Below are 14,232 nucleotides of genomic sequence, written 5' to 3' on the forward strand. Positions count from 1 at the left end.
GCAGCCTTATGGCAGATCAACCAAACGCCGTATCTTTCGAAATAGTTTCTACTACAGCAACCTCTATGATCACCCAGGGCGTGAAACCAACGGTACGGGGCGTAATGGCTGTTACGGGTGGTAAAACGGAAACAGTGGCCAAACACCTTCGGGACTTCTTTGAAAAGCGCCAGGCGGAAGTTCGTGCGATGGCTGATGAGCTTGGTAGTAGCGCAATCGCCAAGCTTTTGGCTGATGAAATTCAAAATGTAGTAGACCGAAAAACGGCAGATCTACTTGGTATCATTGCGGAGCAAAAGGCGCACCTGGATGAAGTTATAGACCTTATGGAAGAAAAGGAGAGTGACTGCCTTCATCGCGCGGAACTAGCTGAAGCAAACGCCAGTCAGTCTATAGCGAGAGCCAACGCTGATATCGAGAAGGCCCTACAGCGAGCTGAGTCAGCAGAGCAGGCCCAGACAGAAGCTGAAGCTGCAGCACAAAAATCGCAGGAAGATGCGCAGGATAATATCACTGCCGTTGAACAGAAAACCGACATCCTGGTAAGCACAGCTAAGTCGGAAGCAGAGTCACTCGTTAAAGCAGCTAATCGTCGTGCAGATAAAGCAGAGCAAGAAGCGTCTGCCCTTCGTGAGCAAGTAAAGGCGTTGAGCGTCGATCAAGCCAAGAGAGAAATTGAGCAAGAGCAGTACCGGGAAAGCCTTGATGAGCTACGTGATCTACGCCAGCGGATAAACGAGCAATCAGTTGAGCTGTCCCAGTTACGCATGATAAAAACCACCCACGAGGCCGACAAGGTACAGCATGAAAAAATGCTCAGCGAGCTTGGGCAAACCCGTACCAGTGTGACCCAGCTTCAAACCCAAAAGGACAACTTGGATAAGGAAGTAGCGCGCCTGAACGCCGATTTGGCAGAAGCTAAAGCAGATACCAAGACCTTGGGACAGACACAAGGACAGCTGGTGGAAGCAGAAAAACGCATATCGCAGCTGCAGAGTGAACTTGCGCTTTCTGAGCGTGAGCGCGAATCACTGACCCTAGTTCTGAAATCCGATAAAAAGTGACAAGACCTCTGTTGAGCCCAGATCGGGAAGCGGGCATGCTCTTGGCGGTTAGAAACACCATCTTTAGACATGGAGTGGGAGTGAAGGTGATGAGAACAGAAATCCGGAACCTGATTATCGCGGCGAGCCTATCAATCAGTTGTGTGTCAGCAAACTCCCGTATAAGCGAGGAGGTTGACGTTATGTTGTCTGGGCTCCACTCGATGTGTGCAGGCTGTGCTATTGCCTCGTCTACTGTTGCAGTGGCGCTTAGTGAACGTTGCCAAGTAAAGGCTACACCGTCATCGATTAGGGAGATCATGACTACGCATCCCGTGTACTCCTTCCTGTTAGCTCAGTACGAACTTGATGCCTACAGCTTCCAGCAGAGTGCAGCCGTCGTAATTGACAAGACAGACTGCTCGGATAAGCATCAGTGGATGACATCCGTTCAAGAGGCGCTCAACATTCAACCGTAGGTGGATTCAGTCCAACTGATGGCAATTGATGGATCAATGCTGTCCAGCAGCCAACGGTTAACCATAGCGTGAAGATCTGGCAGCTTACATAGGTTCGCCGGATCCTATGAGTTAGCCGTTCATTGCCTCGTTATAGAAGGCAATCAAGCCTTCCCTGCAGATCACGTCCCCGTAACTATCAATCGTATATATACCTGATGAGCAGGTAATGACTAGTTTTGGGATTTCACCACTGACCAGCTTTTTCAATTGGCTTTGCACCGTGGAGACGGGCAACTGGACGTGCGCCGCGATGCTGCGAGCTGAAGGATGGGAAAGTTGGTCGATGGCAGCCAGAATCATCAGTAGCCGGCGCAGATCCCCTTTGGGGTATACTGTTGTCATAGCCAACCAAATCTGCCAGATACAGTGCGCAGAATGTTTATCAATTCCATTGATCTCCAAAACAATGCCAGTTCCTAAGCCGCTGGTTAGGCTGTGTTGCTTAACCAGTAACCAATAAAACTACCAGAAATTAGATAGTTACGGGCGATTCGATAGTCCAAACAGGGTATACCAAAAGGCCAATCAGGTAAAAGATATACCGTTATCTTACAGGGGTATACTTGTTTAACCAAACTTCCTCCTTGAACCTGTTATGTTGTAACCTTTTAAGATCTGCTTGGAGCACGGGCTTTTAAGGCATGCCTTTATCTAAGGCGTCCTCTTAATGGAAGGAGGGCCTTGAAATTTAAAGCTTGCCTTATGTTAAGGAATGCCTTGAATCGGGCGGAGAGGCCGGAGATTTTAAAGGGGGCTGGCGCGGGGTTAGGTCATGTGTTGGTTGATCAAAGGCTTAGGCAAGATAACGGTATAACGCTGCTATCTCTCGCTGTCGACCGGCAGGGGAAGACCGCTTCTTTTGACCGTGTATCGTTGCTGCTCCGGGAACTTGCTATAGCTCTCGATCAACAGGCCTGAATCTAATAGCGCTTGGCCGGCGCGTTGATCCACTTCCAGCGAAGGTCGATAGCAACCTTGCCGGTACTTGAGGATCCAGCGCCCAGAGCTGCGATTGTGCAGCAGCGCCGCTTCAGGTTTGGAATTCATTAGCTCAACAAGGGCGTATCCAGCTGCAGACATCGGTGAGTCGGACATATCGTGACCAAAAAAATTCTATATGGGTATAAATCGCCAAGTAATTTAATATAATTACTCTATCCTATCCATATAAAACTAATCCGACACATTACGAGGTCTAACATGGAGTTCGCTGCAGCTAAGACAGAACTGGCTGACGCTATCTCTAAATTCCAGCGCTGCGCTGGAAGCCTCAGATCTGCAGTATCGCTTGAGTGCGATAGTATCTGGCTAGATGATGCCGTCACTACGTCACCGGTCTTCCAACCTGCTACGCAGGATGCGATCGAAAAAGCCCTTAATATTCTAACCTCTTGCCAATATGCAGATGGCCAGGATGGACGTGCCACCAAGAAGCTTGTGGGTTGCTTGCTGGTGGGCCATAAGAGCCTGGACGCGGCTCGAAGCTTCAATGCTGCCAAAGCAGCATTGAAGCAGGCCAGCATCCAACTAAGGGCTGTATTGGCTGCTGCCGGGGAAACACCGGCTAAGCAGTATCAGGAGACCATCTCGATACTGGCCAGTTTAGGGATCGACCGCTTCTGCGCAAATGAGGCCTATCGTGAACTCCCATTGCTTGATCCAGCACCGGCCCGTATCTCGTTTACGGGGAAAGCCTCTCGCAGCGTCCAGAACGTGACGATCGCGCAGGCCGAAAAGCTTCTGGATGGCCTTACCAGTGAGCAGTCGAAGCTGGATAGGGCCAAGTTGGCCAACCTCTCACCCGACACGGTGATCGCAGTTGTACAACAAGGCAATGTGAAAAAGCCGGTACTAAAGGCCAACTTGCAATGGAATGCGGCCGATATCGGATTGCCCGGACAGATCCATAGTGCGGTACCGATTCTTTGCCTCGATACCGGTATCGCCCCAGCATTACGCTACCCGCGCCAGGCTAAAAAACGAAACCGAGTTGCAGATCGTACCTTGGCAGATACACCCTATTTGCCCTCGATCCGCGGTTACCTGCATTCCGATAAAGAGGGCGAAGAGTGAAAAAGATAACCCTGCCACTGGCCATCCTGTGTTGCCTACCTGGCTGTTCTACGCTGGAATCGCCTATCGTGGCTCCTGCTGCGTTAGAGCGCGGTACCGTAACCTTGACGGCGCAGGAGTATACCCTCAGTCGGCCTGGCTATCGCCTCGGGAATCTTGAAGTACAGGCATTGTTGTTTGAGTTGCTCGAAGACTCCAGCGCTATACAGGCTCAGCCTGATCACGCCACTTCCTCAGGTGTCTCAGTCAGTGCCGTGCCTTTTAACCCCCGCTTTATCACGCTCAACGGGCAGCAAGAACGTATCCAACAAATCGAACTGCAGTTCGTACCTGGACCCGAAGATTTCATCCGGGTAAACCAAGCTGATTGGCGCTCGATTAAGAGTGATCAACCAGCCCGGGTTGCACTGTGGCTTTGGCATGAAAACACCATGAAGGGAGACCGCTTACTATGAACGCAATCCGCTCAACGCTACTGTTGTCCTTAGTATTGGCCGCTCAAGGGATTCAGGCAGGTGAAGCCGGCTCATGTCCGAACAGCAGCAGGCTATTTGCAGTGCCGCTAGCTTGCACTCACCAGAGTGCGCTACACGCTGCCATCGAAGACCAGGGCGCAAACCTGCTTTACTCCGATCTACCATTTCACCAGCGATACGATGCTACTGCCTTGCTTGATGGTGCTGAGCACCTGGTGGTGGAGTATACGGCTGGTGGTCAGTTTGCCAGTGCCAAATATTCCATGAATGGCGGTCGACCTACCTTCACCTATACCCGTGACTTACTGGCCAGCCGCTACGGTGATCCAGTGGCTGTTGGCAGTCTGGGAAGTCCGAAGTACGAATGGAATCTGAGCGATGGGCTATCGATCAGTCTGACTGAAGCATGGCCAGCTGGACGGGTATCGCTGCAATACCTTTATCCGGATCGCTATCGCACTGCATTGCGCCAGGCTGGCGAGGAGGATCATCGAGAGATGTCCAGTTCCCAAAGTGCGAGCATCTACTGATGCAGTATGATAAATACGTATCCCGTATCACTTCATACGGATCAACGATACTTAATCAGCTAGTCCTTTTCTCTGTCACCTCCCTGACTGCAAGCGCAGTCAGTATTGCGGCTTTAGAACTCATCACGAGTGCTGGGTTAAATCAACTAGGGCAGTGATACTAATATAATTACCTTATATAACTTTACAAATATATCTCTTAATGGATATATTTTGTCTATCTTGTAATCAATATTCTGGGAAGTCCCATCTATTCCAAGGAGAGAAGGTAATGGCTCAAATCAGCAGCCTCCGGGCTTATCAGCAGGCCAATAAGGACACAGTAACCAAGGGGAATATGTTTTCGGTCCCACCTCAGGCTCTGGTCGAAGAACCAGGCTTCAACGTGCGCGACTACGATGACCCTGACGTTGTTCAGCATATTCGCAATTTGGCCAATGCGTACGCCCGGGGAGACTATGTAGATCCCGTCGTAGTCAAGGTTGTCGATGGGAAGCTCTTTATACGAGAGGGTCACTGTCGACGCCTGGCCATGCTCCTCGCAATCGAGGAAGGCGCTGAGATTCTGCGTACTCCGGTGATTGAGTACAAGGGGGATGATGCCGCTCAGGTGGCACTGATCGTCACGTCAAACTCAGGGCTCAAGATAACGACGCTTCAGACCGCAGAGGTCTACCGCCGACTCAGTGCCTGGGGATTCTCCGACACAGAGATTGCAGAGCGCGTAGGTAAAACCTCAACCCATGTACGCCAGATGCTCGATCTGCTGGAGCTACCGACCGAACTCAAACAGCTGATAAAGGACGGTAAGATATCGGCTACCGCTGCACTGGAGACCTTTAAGGAGCAGGGCACAGCAGCCGTAGGGACCATAAACAAAGCGGTCGAAAACGCCGAAGAAGCCGGGCGGAAACGAATCACCCGCAAAGATTTAGGAGGGCCTAAGCCTCTGCCTAAAAAAGTAGCCATCAGAGTCCAGTCTGCATTTTCCACGTTTACCGAAAAACTCGATCGGGCTTCGTTAGATGCAAAAACTGAAAAAGTGACCGTTGAGCTGACACTTGAGGAAGCTGAGGCGCTTATTGCCTTAAAAGCAGATGTAGGTGCGATCGAGAAAAAGCGCTCCGATAAACAAGCCGAAGAGGAGCAGGGCACCTTAGATATCTAAAGCTTGCCCTGTGGCTCTGTAAACCGTTCTGAAATGGAAGATGTATGACTGATCGCCACTACGAATTCAGCTTCGAAGATGTCTTAGCGGCACTGGCAAAGGCCACCAGCAAGCAGGGCCTCTTCGATGTCATTGAAGAGGTCGATTTGCAGTTCCATGCTGGTCAACTACTAATGTCCGAAACAGACTGGGCGTCCTTCTCCGGGGCAGTCATGCAACGATGGGACTCGATTCGAGCCCAGAACTCTGAATCCGATACGCCTGGATCACCTCATGACTAAGGCCCCTGATCTTCGACGTTGTTTCGAAGGGTTCGGATGCTGCGATGAATGCGGTAAAGGGCAGCAGGATGCGCAAAGCGCTGTTCCAATTCTTGTTTTTGAGTTTCGTCACATCTCACTGAAGCTTTGTCACAGCTGCGTTTCGAACCTGGCCGCTGAGTTTGTGGATGCTTATCGACTTGCGAAACCTATCGCTCGAATTTCTCCCTTGGCTCCGCTAAAGCTGTAGCCACCACTGATCAAAAAATACAGATCAAGGGCATTGCAATATACCCCTTAAGAGATATACTTAAATATACCTCTTATAGGATATATACTTTATCCCAATGTAGCTTGCATGTAGCCCAACCAGGAGGCGAAGGTGAAACGTCTATACAAACCATGGAATCCCAGTGAGCGAAGTGAAGCGATCGTTGCCATTGCAGACCACATCATCTCTGAGTACCAAAGTGAGGGATACACGCTGACGCTACGACAGCTCTACTACCAGTTCGTGGCCAAGGACCTCTTGGAAAACTCAGAACGCAGTTATAACAGCTTGGGCACCATAATTACCAAAGCCCGAATGGCAGGCATGATTAGCTGGGAGGCGATTGAAGACCGAAACCGGGAGCATAAAACGTTCTGGTATGAGGAAGATGAAGAAGCTGTCATAAGCGAGCTGACGCAGCAAATTCGCTTTGATCGCTGGGCTCGCCAGCCATGCTATGTAGAAATGTGGGTTGAGAAAGAGGCTCTCGGAAATGTGATTTCGCGAGCTTGTAAGCCGCTTTTAGTGCCGCATATGTCCTGCAAGGGCTATCTGTCTGCTTCGGAAGCATGGCGCGCAGGCCAGCGCTTTGAAGAGAAGCTGCGCCAAGGTTAACACTGCGTGCTACTCCACCTGGGTGATCACGACCCGAGTGGTATCGACATGACCCGTGACAATCGGGACCGCCTAGATCTATTTACCGAGTTACCAGGCAGGGTAACGGTAGAACGCCTGGCTCTGAATATGGATCAAGTAGATCGCTATTCCCCTCCACCCAATCCGGCCAAAGTCACGGACACACGAGCTAAGGATTATATCAAGCGCTTCGGAAAAACCTCCTGGGAGCTGGATGCACTTGAGCCTCAAGTTCTGGCAGACCTGATCAGCACGAACATCGAGCGATATATCGACTGGCATCTATGGGGGGTAGTCGCAGAGCAAGAAGCTGAAGTTGAAACGATTCTTCAGCGTCTGAGTGATAACTGGCCTCAGATCAAAGCGAACTATTTGTAAGGCTGTAATAGCTGGCCAGCGTGACACGCCATTGCCAGGTACCAGTCTCACCGTTAACAGCAGTCGTTGTCATAAAGGAACGGATTCACCAATGGAAAACTCTCTACTGTCCTTCAATCTCCCAGAGCAGTTAACTAAACGCCTGGCTTTTACTCGCCTATCTGATGGACGTAGAAAGCTGGTGGTTTCTACCAACTGGTTACCGTTGGTGGGCTTCGAAGCAGATGCGCCGAACATTGAACGATCCTTGGGCGATAACAAAGGGATAGTTGTCGAAAGGGTACGGGACCTATTTGATCTACCCGGGCGTGTGAAAAAGGTCTATACCCGCACCTATAAGCGTAGGAAGAACAATCCTATAGAGCATCAACTGGATATCAGCAGCCAGAAGCTTTTGGACAGATCCTTTCCAGCTGACTGTAAGCACGTCCACGTTACATTTACGCCTGATCGCGTTGAAATTCGTCCCTTAACCAGCCTGCAGCAAAGGGCTATGGACAATGCCAAGAAGGCAGACGATCCGCTCAGCGTATTCGCCGCTTGTACATCCGGCGTGGATCTCCGCAGCATGTCAGACAATGGATTCTCCATTCATTCAGTGATCGAGTGGCGACCACCTGAAGCCAGAGATAAGGTCGACCTCTCTGAGACCGGCGCCCTAAACGTGTTGGCCAACATCCCCGGAGTAAAGGCAATTTACAACGAGGATATCAATCAGATCGACGTGGCCAGGATTGCTGATGCTGTCGCAAAGAGCCCTTTTACCAATCTATCAATCTCGGTCCAATGTGATGACTTCTCCACCGCGAAGGGAACTACTCTCAAAGAGCGCTCTTTGGCTGATTTAAGCTCCAGCATTGATATGGGCTATGACTTGCTGCGCCTGGTTGAAAGCCTGGCTCCTCCCACGCTCACCATCGAAAACGTTCCGGCTTGGATAAACTCAGACATGTACAAGATGATCAGTCTGCGGCTTCGCAAGTGGGGTTACCAGGAACACTGCTTGGTAGCTGATGCGAGGGATCACGGAGGGCTTACCAGTCGTAAGAGAGCCTACAGTTTCTTTACCGCACTACCCAACCCCTTTTCCTGGGAAAAGCCTCAGACACGGCGACAAGACACCATCTGGGGCATTGTAAAAGAGCACCTGCCGGGGTGCCGTCATGTCAGCCATAGTAAATCACTTCAGGATGGACTCGAAAGCGGGCGATTGCGAACCATTACTCGGGAATCTTGCCACTCACCAACCTTTCTCAAGTCTCAGATCAGGATGGCCAAGGACTCAGTGGTGATAGCCGATCAGGGTAAGCTATTTTGGCCAACAGAGGGCCTTATGAAACGCCTGATGGGTATACCAAAGAGCTTCAACCTCTCGAACTGCAGCTCCTCCATTGCCTCTGAGATTATTGGCCAGTCCGTCGATATGGGTCTGCATGAGATGGTCGTTCGTAGCGTTAAGCGTCATTTGCTGGCGTTTCAGAGCCAATTACTTGGGCTAACTCAGTTACACCAGCCAACCTTTTCATAGTCAAAGAAATTACAACACCGACACACCCACTAGGCCCTCGCCTGGCGGTTGTGGTTCTAAAAAGGAAGTAAGAATGAAGAGTGACAACCCTTTAAAATACTATGAAGTACCCTCCGCAATCTTAGCTGTTGCATTCTTATTTGTATTGGCATCTTCTGGTGCCTTCGATAAGGAAGATTCTAGTTACATCTCCCGGCCGATAGAGAACCCAGAAATCAATCAAGTACTTGAGGAATTACAGGCACTTAATGTTCCAATGCTGGAGTGCCATGTCCACTATGACCTTACCTCTTGCTTCGGAGACGATGATACAGCACCGTATACAACCACCGCTGGTGGGACAAAATGGGCTGTGGATATTGAAGTGCGTCCGAATATTGTAATGCTCTCTATGAAGCGTGATCGCTATGCTTCGATGACACAAGAGATAGAACCTGAACAGTTCGCTCACGGCGTTGAGAAGGCATTACAGGGTATTGTCAAGAGCATTAAAAACAGACAGAAATGGAGTTTGTAGCATTGATAAGGACGGGGAGTGAGGTAACTGTTGGCCCAAGTCTCGTGGCTTTGCTGGCTTTAGGTGTGCTTGCGTATCCAGTGTTGGCCGGCACCTGGGCTCGGTACGAATTCACCAGCGATAGCGATACTATACAGTGGGTGCCATTGGCCTTCACTCCCCTCGTAGTTACTGATCCGGAGCGGTGTAAGCAGATCCAACAACCAGGTGCATTGCCTCTCCTGATTGACACGCCCGGAGCCGAGTGGATCTGTGGCTGTGCAATCCCTAACAGGATGGGTGATCTTGCAGCCCAGATTCCCTCGCGGGAGAATAGCGATGGGACAACCTCATTTCTGTGTCACACAGCTGTTTTGACAACCATCTCCACAAAAGATGGCAAATAAAGGACCATGGTAGGCTATGTTTAAGATTTCAGAGTTTGGTAACTTTGCTCTTCAGGTAGTAAAGCTCGTAGCTAGCGGGTTTGGGATCCTGGTCACCTTGTTGATCGCAATCAGATTATTAACCCTTATAGGCTAATCGATCCCGCAATCTCGTCGTAAACACTATTCCAATGCTACTCACTAAATGAGTGCAGTGCTTCCCAGCACTGATTCGCAAGCTGATCCCTGATCCATCCCTCGAAGAACTCTCAATCTGTTTTCCTGCCTCTGAGGTTTTAGTTGTTGCAATTGATGACTTCACCACACACCACAGCAAAAGCAACGTTGGATGACAGGCAGTGGAAACTAGTGGATAGGAATATGGACCGCTATGAAATTGCTGCAAGAGAGTCTGAAAACTGAACGGGGTGTGTTGCTAAAAGCCATTCCGGGCTTCCCAAAGCTGATTAGCGATTTGAATCCGCATCCAAAACTCCGCGGTAGTGCCAAGCTGCTCAGCCAGCTTAACGGCCTGCTTTGCTGTTAATGGCCGCTTGTCATTGATGATGGCACTCAATGTAGTTCTGCTTACCGACAAGGCCTTACTTAACTCTCCCACCGTGAGTTTTCTTGGCTGCATATATTCGCATCTCAGGATCTCACCAAGGGAAATTGGCTTTATTTGAGTTGGCTTCATACCGGGCTTCACCTCTCCCTAATGCGATGCTCTTCGAAGAAAAGATCGGTCTTTTGGCCATCTTTCATACGAAATACAAGCCGATAGACCCTATTGACCCTGATCGTACAGAACCCAGCAAGCTCGCTATCAAGCCACTGAAATCCATTACTGGGAGCCTCGATCAAGTCTGCCTCATCTGCACTGGCATCAACAATCTGCAACTTCCGCCTCAGCGTGTTCTCTACACCAATAGGGATCTGTCGCTGACGCGCACCAGAGTAGTAAAACTCTTCGAGCCAGGGATCTCGAAAGGAAATAGCCATAAAGCAAGGATCTCAAAACAGAAAAAGGCTGTACCATTAAATGGTACAGCCTTTCCCCCATCTGCTTCAATAGCTTTGACAGGTTACTGGATTGTTTCTTATATAAAAGACAAGGACTTAGCTACCCTGTTCTGAAGGCAGATGCAGCACTGCCTCATCGGCGAAAACGGAACTTCGACCCAAGCAACTCAATAAATTTAGTCACGGCCACGATGACTGTGAAGTAGGTAGCACACAAAACGATCGCTACCCCATATGACCAACCGGCTTCACCATTGAGCCATTCACGCACATCTTCACCAGCAGTCAGTTCGTTATAGAAGAACGGAAAAAGAAGCACGTCGAGCAAGGCATAGACTGCCGGATCAAGCATTTCTCCAATCGCAACCAAATAATCCATCACTCTGATCCCTTTGTAGGTTTCAATAAATCATCCGCTATCGTATTTACGATCGCTTTCTGTTTTGCTGTGCCGCGCCGGTCATACAGCGCAGTCGTTTTGAAAGAACTATGTCTGGCCAGTTTCATCGCTGTAGCCGGGTCAATACCATCGATATCTAGCACATTACTGATGAAGGTACGCCTACCATCGTGTGGAGCCACATGCTTGATCCCAGCTCTCAGAGCCAGTGACGTTACTATCTGATAGATGGCAGTGCCAGTAAGGGCCGATTTTCTAGGCATCGTACCGCCTTTACTCACCGCACAGAAGACCGGGCCAGGCTCTACGCCTCGATAGTACAACCAATCCCTCAAATAGGTCACGATCGCCGCAGGCAACTGCACCTTGGCAACCTTGTCCCCCTTACCAACAACAGTCGCTTCTGCGCTATCCAGCTCTAATCCACTCAGCTGTAAGCCCGATATTTCACCTCGCCTAAGCCCTACGAAAAAAGCTAAGGCTACGATCGCCCTATCCCGAACAGCCTTGATTGTATTTTCTGCATCCTCAAGTTCGGTGATCAGTGCGAGTAGATCGGCTATCTCTCCAGCTTCAACCATTCGACCTGCAGGCTCTCGATGCACTGATAAGCTCTTGATCTCCTTGACCCTATCAAACTCCCTGACATCAACAAGACCCATTCTACTAGCCTCGCGCATAGCTGACTTGTAGGTACTAAGGAAGCCGTTCAGCGTCCTGGGCGATCGCCGGCTGGAAGATCCACTCTGGTCAAATACCGGCTCATAGAGAGATGCGATGAAGGCTTCGAACCTATCAGCAGTGATCACTGGCCAGTCAAGCCACTGATAGCTTTCCACACCGTTAATGTGATCCCTAGCAGGCGCTCCCAGTAAAGCAGCCATCCGGCGCAGACGACTCTTATGTGTCGATTTAGTATTACCTGTCTGCTTGCTGAGCATCACTGTCGCCGGGCAAGCCTCCCCGATCAGCGGCATCTTCCGGATACAGACAATGCCCTCCGGAGTATCTGATCCAGCCAGACCGCTAACATCGCGCAGCTGCCTTAAAGCTAGCTCTCTAAGCTCGCCTGATGACTTGGCCACCAGCCCTCTATTTGCCACGTTCTTATTTTCCCAAAATCAGTATAACCATACCCTGAATCTAGTTTCAGTATAGCTTACTTACTAGATTGTGCAATCTCGTAAGTTAATTATATTTATACTGTAATAGTGTAATTAGCGTATAGTACATTTATACGATAAAATGAACGCAAAACAGCCAAGCCAGGCTCGATACATACAGAGGCAAAAAATGTCTAATGAGCTAACCAATACTCAGGAACTGGAAGGACAATCAAGCGGGGGCAGGGGAGCCAGGAGCGCGGTGTGGAACGAAGGGCTCGTGCATCAAGCCTGCATAGAAATTGAAAAGCAGAGCGGTCGACCAACCGTGACCAGCGTGCGCCGGCACTGCAATGAATACAGTGGATCGAACAGCACCGTGCAGCGCTACATAAGTAGCTATCACGCCACAAAAGGCAAAGGTTCAACAACCGGCTTAGACATGGAGATACCCAAGCCATTGCAAACGGCCCTCGGCGCGATGTGGAGTGAGGCGCTTACTCTAGCTAATAATGAAGTAGAGTCAGAACGCGAAAGTATTGATCAACAACAGGCAGCGATCGCTGCAGAGCGGAAAGATATAGAAGGCCTTCTCACCGCTGCAGAGCTACGGTTCATTGAGCTGGAAGGGCAGCTGAATACATTGGAACGTGAGCGAACTGATCTGGAGCAGCTGGTCTCCGACCAAGTGCAGGCGATTAGAGAATTAACTGAGCAGGAGCACCAGCAGCGCCAGGCCGCTGACGATCTCAATCACCAATTGCAGTTGCGTGAAGATAAGATTGAAAGCCAGGCTATCGAGATAGAACAGGGTCGTAAACAACTTGAAAAGGCACATGCTCAGACAGGCCAACTGCAGGCAATCGCAGATGACTTAGCTGCAGCCAAGCTTGCTCGGGTTGCTCTGATCATGACAGAGCTACTAGAAGATGGGGAGATTTCAAAGGCCGGGTACAACCAGTTGATCGACGTTCTACCAGAAGAAGCCCGACCACGAAGACGTTAAAGCAGTGTGGATTTAACTCATCAACTCAGGCGGACGTTATAGGCATATATCTGATCACATATCGACAACATGGGTTAGCTTTGCTAGCCTTCGTTGCCTAGTGTGCTTAGGTTAGGCGTAGCCCTAGGGTTGGACCCGGTAACCTACGCGACCGTTTTAGCTGCTGTGGGCGTCACTTCGGTGGGTCTGTCGTTATTGCAAACAAAACTTGATCGCGATTCGGATCATGACGCGGATAACAATGACCAAAAGGAGGGCACTACTATGCTAAAAAAGATTAAAGGAACTATGAGTCGTTTTTCCGAACTTGGGAAGAACGTGTGTCCGGGCATACTGGGCGCAGACTTGTACGCTAATATGGTTGGCGGGGACCTAACCTAAGCACACTAAAAAACCCCTAAAAAACAATCACTTAATGCCGATAATCCCATTTATCGGCATTGAGATCTGATTCGTCTTCTCCGCCTACTAGCCTCATGCAATCGGCTCCGACCAGGCATTAGTGATGCCTTGCTATACACCGGCATAAACGTACTTGCAATTAAGGCTAAGGTTGCAGCTAATAGCCTAAGAAAAAGCTCTATGTAGTGGTCAACTAATTCCGGACAGTAAGATAGGATCTTCCTCTGCCTTTGCAGGAGGTAATCCATTGTTATATTGATGTGGCCGTTGCCAGTTGTATCGCTCCATCAGATAGAAGCTGATGTCTCGTTGGGCTTCTCTTGCTGATTGATAACCCGTAATAGGCATCCACTCGGACTTGTAACTGCGAAAGAGTCTTTCCATTGGCGAGTTGTCCCAACAATTGCCCCTTCGGCTCATGCTCTGCATGATTCGATAACGCCACAGCCGCTGACAGAAGGCACGACTGGCATACTGGCTGCCCTGATCAGAATGAAACATCAGTCCAGTTGGCCGTCCTCGTTGCTCGTAC

18 protein-coding genes are annotated in these 14,232 nt (G+C 49.9%); 12 read left to right on the top strand and 6 right to left on the bottom strand.

The window, feature by feature from the left end; genetic code table 11:
* The first annotated feature begins 8 nt into the window (after positions 1–8).
* Positions 9–1,064 (top strand): DNA-binding protein, encoded by a 1,056-nt coding sequence (locus Q354_RS0123655; protein ID WP_027859785.1) that lies wholly within the window; start codon positions 9–11, stop codon positions 1,062–1,064.
* A 569-nt stretch (positions 1,065–1,633) separates the two neighbouring features.
* Here the strand turns inward: Q354_RS0123655 and Q354_RS0123665 are convergent.
* Entirely contained in the window at positions 1,634–1,966 is a 333-nt protein-coding gene (locus Q354_RS0123665; RefSeq protein WP_027859787.1) for a hypothetical protein, read from the bottom strand.
* Positions 1,967–2,383: 417 nt separating this feature from the next.
* A complete protein-coding gene (locus Q354_RS28420) occupies positions 2,384–2,659 on the bottom strand; it encodes a hypothetical protein (RefSeq protein WP_169828934.1) in 276 nt (91 codons plus the stop codon).
* 105 nt (positions 2,660–2,764) lie between these two features.
* Here Q354_RS28420 and Q354_RS0123675 point away from each other — a divergent pair, with 105 nt between their 5' ends.
* The 9 genes from Q354_RS0123675 (at position 2,765) to Q354_RS0123710 (ending at position 9,401) form a co-directional block, all read left to right on the top strand.
* Positions 2,765–3,637, top strand: coding sequence for a hypothetical protein (locus Q354_RS0123675; protein ID WP_027859789.1), 873 nt, complete (start codon positions 2,765–2,767; stop codon positions 3,635–3,637).
* On the top strand, positions 3,634–4,092 hold the full coding sequence (locus Q354_RS0123680; RefSeq protein ID WP_027859790.1) for a hypothetical protein: 459 nt from the start codon (positions 3,634–3,636) through the stop codon (positions 4,090–4,092). The genes Q354_RS0123675 and Q354_RS0123680 overlap by 4 nt, the downstream gene beginning before the upstream one ends.
* A 101-nt stretch (positions 4,093–4,193) precedes the next feature.
* Positions 4,194–4,643 (top strand): hypothetical protein, encoded by a 450-nt coding sequence (locus Q354_RS0123685; protein ID WP_156948490.1) that lies wholly within the window; start codon positions 4,194–4,196, stop codon positions 4,641–4,643.
* A gap of 271 nt (positions 4,644–4,914) precedes the next feature.
* Positions 4,915–5,811, top strand: coding sequence for a ParB/RepB/Spo0J family partition protein (locus Q354_RS0123690; protein WP_027859792.1), 897 nt, complete (start codon positions 4,915–4,917; stop codon positions 5,809–5,811).
* Positions 5,812–5,855: 44 nt separating this feature from the next.
* Positions 5,856–6,092 carry a hypothetical protein gene (locus tag Q354_RS0123695; RefSeq protein WP_027859793.1) on the top strand — a complete coding sequence of 79 codons (237 nt, stop codon included), beginning with the start codon at positions 5,856–5,858 and terminating at the stop codon, positions 6,090–6,092.
* A 361-nt stretch (positions 6,093–6,453) separates the two neighbouring features.
* On the top strand, positions 6,454–6,957 hold the full coding sequence (locus Q354_RS27760) for a hypothetical protein (protein WP_051560592.1): 504 nt from the start codon (positions 6,454–6,456) through the stop codon (positions 6,955–6,957).
* Positions 6,958–7,086: 129 nt separating this feature from the next.
* Positions 7,087–7,356, top strand: a complete 270-nt coding sequence (locus Q354_RS27765; RefSeq protein WP_156948491.1) for a hypothetical protein — start codon at positions 7,087–7,089, stop codon at positions 7,354–7,356.
* Between the two features lie 91 nt (positions 7,357–7,447).
* The gene (locus Q354_RS0123705) at positions 7,448–8,884 is read left to right on the top strand and encodes a DNA cytosine methyltransferase (RefSeq protein WP_027859794.1); all 1,437 of its coding nucleotides are present in this window, start codon (positions 7,448–7,450) and stop codon (positions 8,882–8,884) included.
* A 73-nt stretch (positions 8,885–8,957) separates the two neighbouring features.
* On the top strand, positions 8,958–9,401 hold the full coding sequence (locus Q354_RS0123710; RefSeq protein WP_027859795.1) for a hypothetical protein: 444 nt from the start codon (positions 8,958–8,960) through the stop codon (positions 9,399–9,401).
* Positions 9,402–10,202: 801 nt separating this feature from the next.
* On the opposite strand, the gene Q354_RS27045 is transcribed toward Q354_RS0123710, so the two are convergent.
* Positions 10,203–10,463 (bottom strand): HigA family addiction module antitoxin, encoded by a 261-nt coding sequence (locus Q354_RS27045; RefSeq protein WP_051560596.1) that lies wholly within the window; start codon positions 10,461–10,463, stop codon positions 10,203–10,205.
* Between Q354_RS27045 and Q354_RS29080 the strand changes: the two genes are divergently transcribed.
* The gene (locus tag Q354_RS29080; protein WP_456085372.1) at positions 10,397–10,903 is read left to right on the top strand and encodes a hypothetical protein; all 507 of its coding nucleotides are present in this window, start codon (positions 10,397–10,399) and stop codon (positions 10,901–10,903) included. The genes Q354_RS27045 and Q354_RS29080 overlap by 67 nt on opposite strands.
* Before the next feature lie 19 nt (positions 10,904–10,922).
* On the opposite strand, the gene Q354_RS0123735 is transcribed toward Q354_RS29080, so the two are convergent.
* Together Q354_RS0123735 and Q354_RS27770 are read right to left on the bottom strand one after the other, a co-directional pair.
* Positions 10,923–11,168 (bottom strand): hypothetical protein, encoded by a 246-nt coding sequence (locus Q354_RS0123735; protein WP_027859798.1) that lies wholly within the window; start codon positions 11,166–11,168, stop codon positions 10,923–10,925.
* Entirely contained in the window at positions 11,168–12,274 is a 1,107-nt protein-coding gene (locus Q354_RS27770; protein ID WP_156948492.1) for a tyrosine-type recombinase/integrase, read from the bottom strand. Before Q354_RS27770 ends, Q354_RS0123735 begins: the two co-directional genes overlap by 1 nt.
* A gap of 208 nt (positions 12,275–12,482) precedes the next feature.
* Between Q354_RS27770 and Q354_RS0123745 the strand changes: the two genes are divergently transcribed.
* Positions 12,483–13,298, top strand: coding sequence for a DNA-binding protein (locus Q354_RS0123745; RefSeq protein ID WP_027859799.1), 816 nt, complete (start codon positions 12,483–12,485; stop codon positions 13,296–13,298).
* A gap of 591 nt (positions 13,299–13,889) precedes the next feature.
* Here Q354_RS0123745 and Q354_RS28090 read toward each other — a convergent pair.
* Positions 13,890–14,232 (bottom strand): integrase core domain-containing protein (locus Q354_RS28090; protein WP_156948493.1); only part of this gene is annotated, 343 nt, incomplete at its 5' end.

Origin of the sequence: Marinobacterium jannaschii DSM 6295 (assembly GCF_000620085.1) — a bacterium.
Lineage (GTDB): Bacteria > Pseudomonadota > Gammaproteobacteria > Pseudomonadales > Balneatricaceae > Pontibacterium > Pontibacterium jannaschii.

Excerpts from the sequence above, each read along its gene's own strand:
- Q354_RS27765 (WP_156948491.1), top strand. The coding sequence starts at position 7,087 with ATGGATCAAGTAGATCGCTATTCCCCTCCACCCAATCCGGCCAAAGTC.
- Q354_RS0123735 (WP_027859798.1), bottom strand. The coding sequence starts at position 11,168 with ATGGATTATTTGGTTGCGATTGGAGAAATGCTTGATCCGGCAGTCTAT.
- Q354_RS0123695 (WP_027859793.1), top strand. The coding sequence starts at position 5,856 with ATGACTGATCGCCACTACGAATTCAGCTTCGAAGATGTCTTAGCGGCA.
- Q354_RS28420 (WP_169828934.1), bottom strand. The coding sequence starts at position 2,659 with ATGTCCGACTCACCGATGTCTGCAGCTGGATACGCCCTTGTTGAGCTA.
- Q354_RS0123745 (WP_027859799.1), top strand. The coding sequence starts at position 12,483 with ATGTCTAATGAGCTAACCAATACTCAGGAACTGGAAGGACAATCAAGC.
- Q354_RS0123690 (WP_027859792.1), top strand. The coding sequence starts at position 4,915 with ATGGCTCAAATCAGCAGCCTCCGGGCTTATCAGCAGGCCAATAAGGAC.
- Q354_RS0123705 (WP_027859794.1), top strand. The coding sequence starts at position 7,448 with ATGGAAAACTCTCTACTGTCCTTCAATCTCCCAGAGCAGTTAACTAAA.
- Q354_RS0123710 (WP_027859795.1), top strand. The coding sequence starts at position 8,958 with ATGAAGAGTGACAACCCTTTAAAATACTATGAAGTACCCTCCGCAATC.
- Q354_RS0123655 (WP_027859785.1), top strand. The coding sequence starts at position 9 with ATGGCAGATCAACCAAACGCCGTATCTTTCGAAATAGTTTCTACTACA.
- Q354_RS0123675 (WP_027859789.1), top strand. The coding sequence starts at position 2,765 with ATGGAGTTCGCTGCAGCTAAGACAGAACTGGCTGACGCTATCTCTAAA.
- Q354_RS27045 (WP_051560596.1), bottom strand. The coding sequence starts at position 10,463 with ATGAAGCCAACTCAAATAAAGCCAATTTCCCTTGGTGAGATCCTGAGA.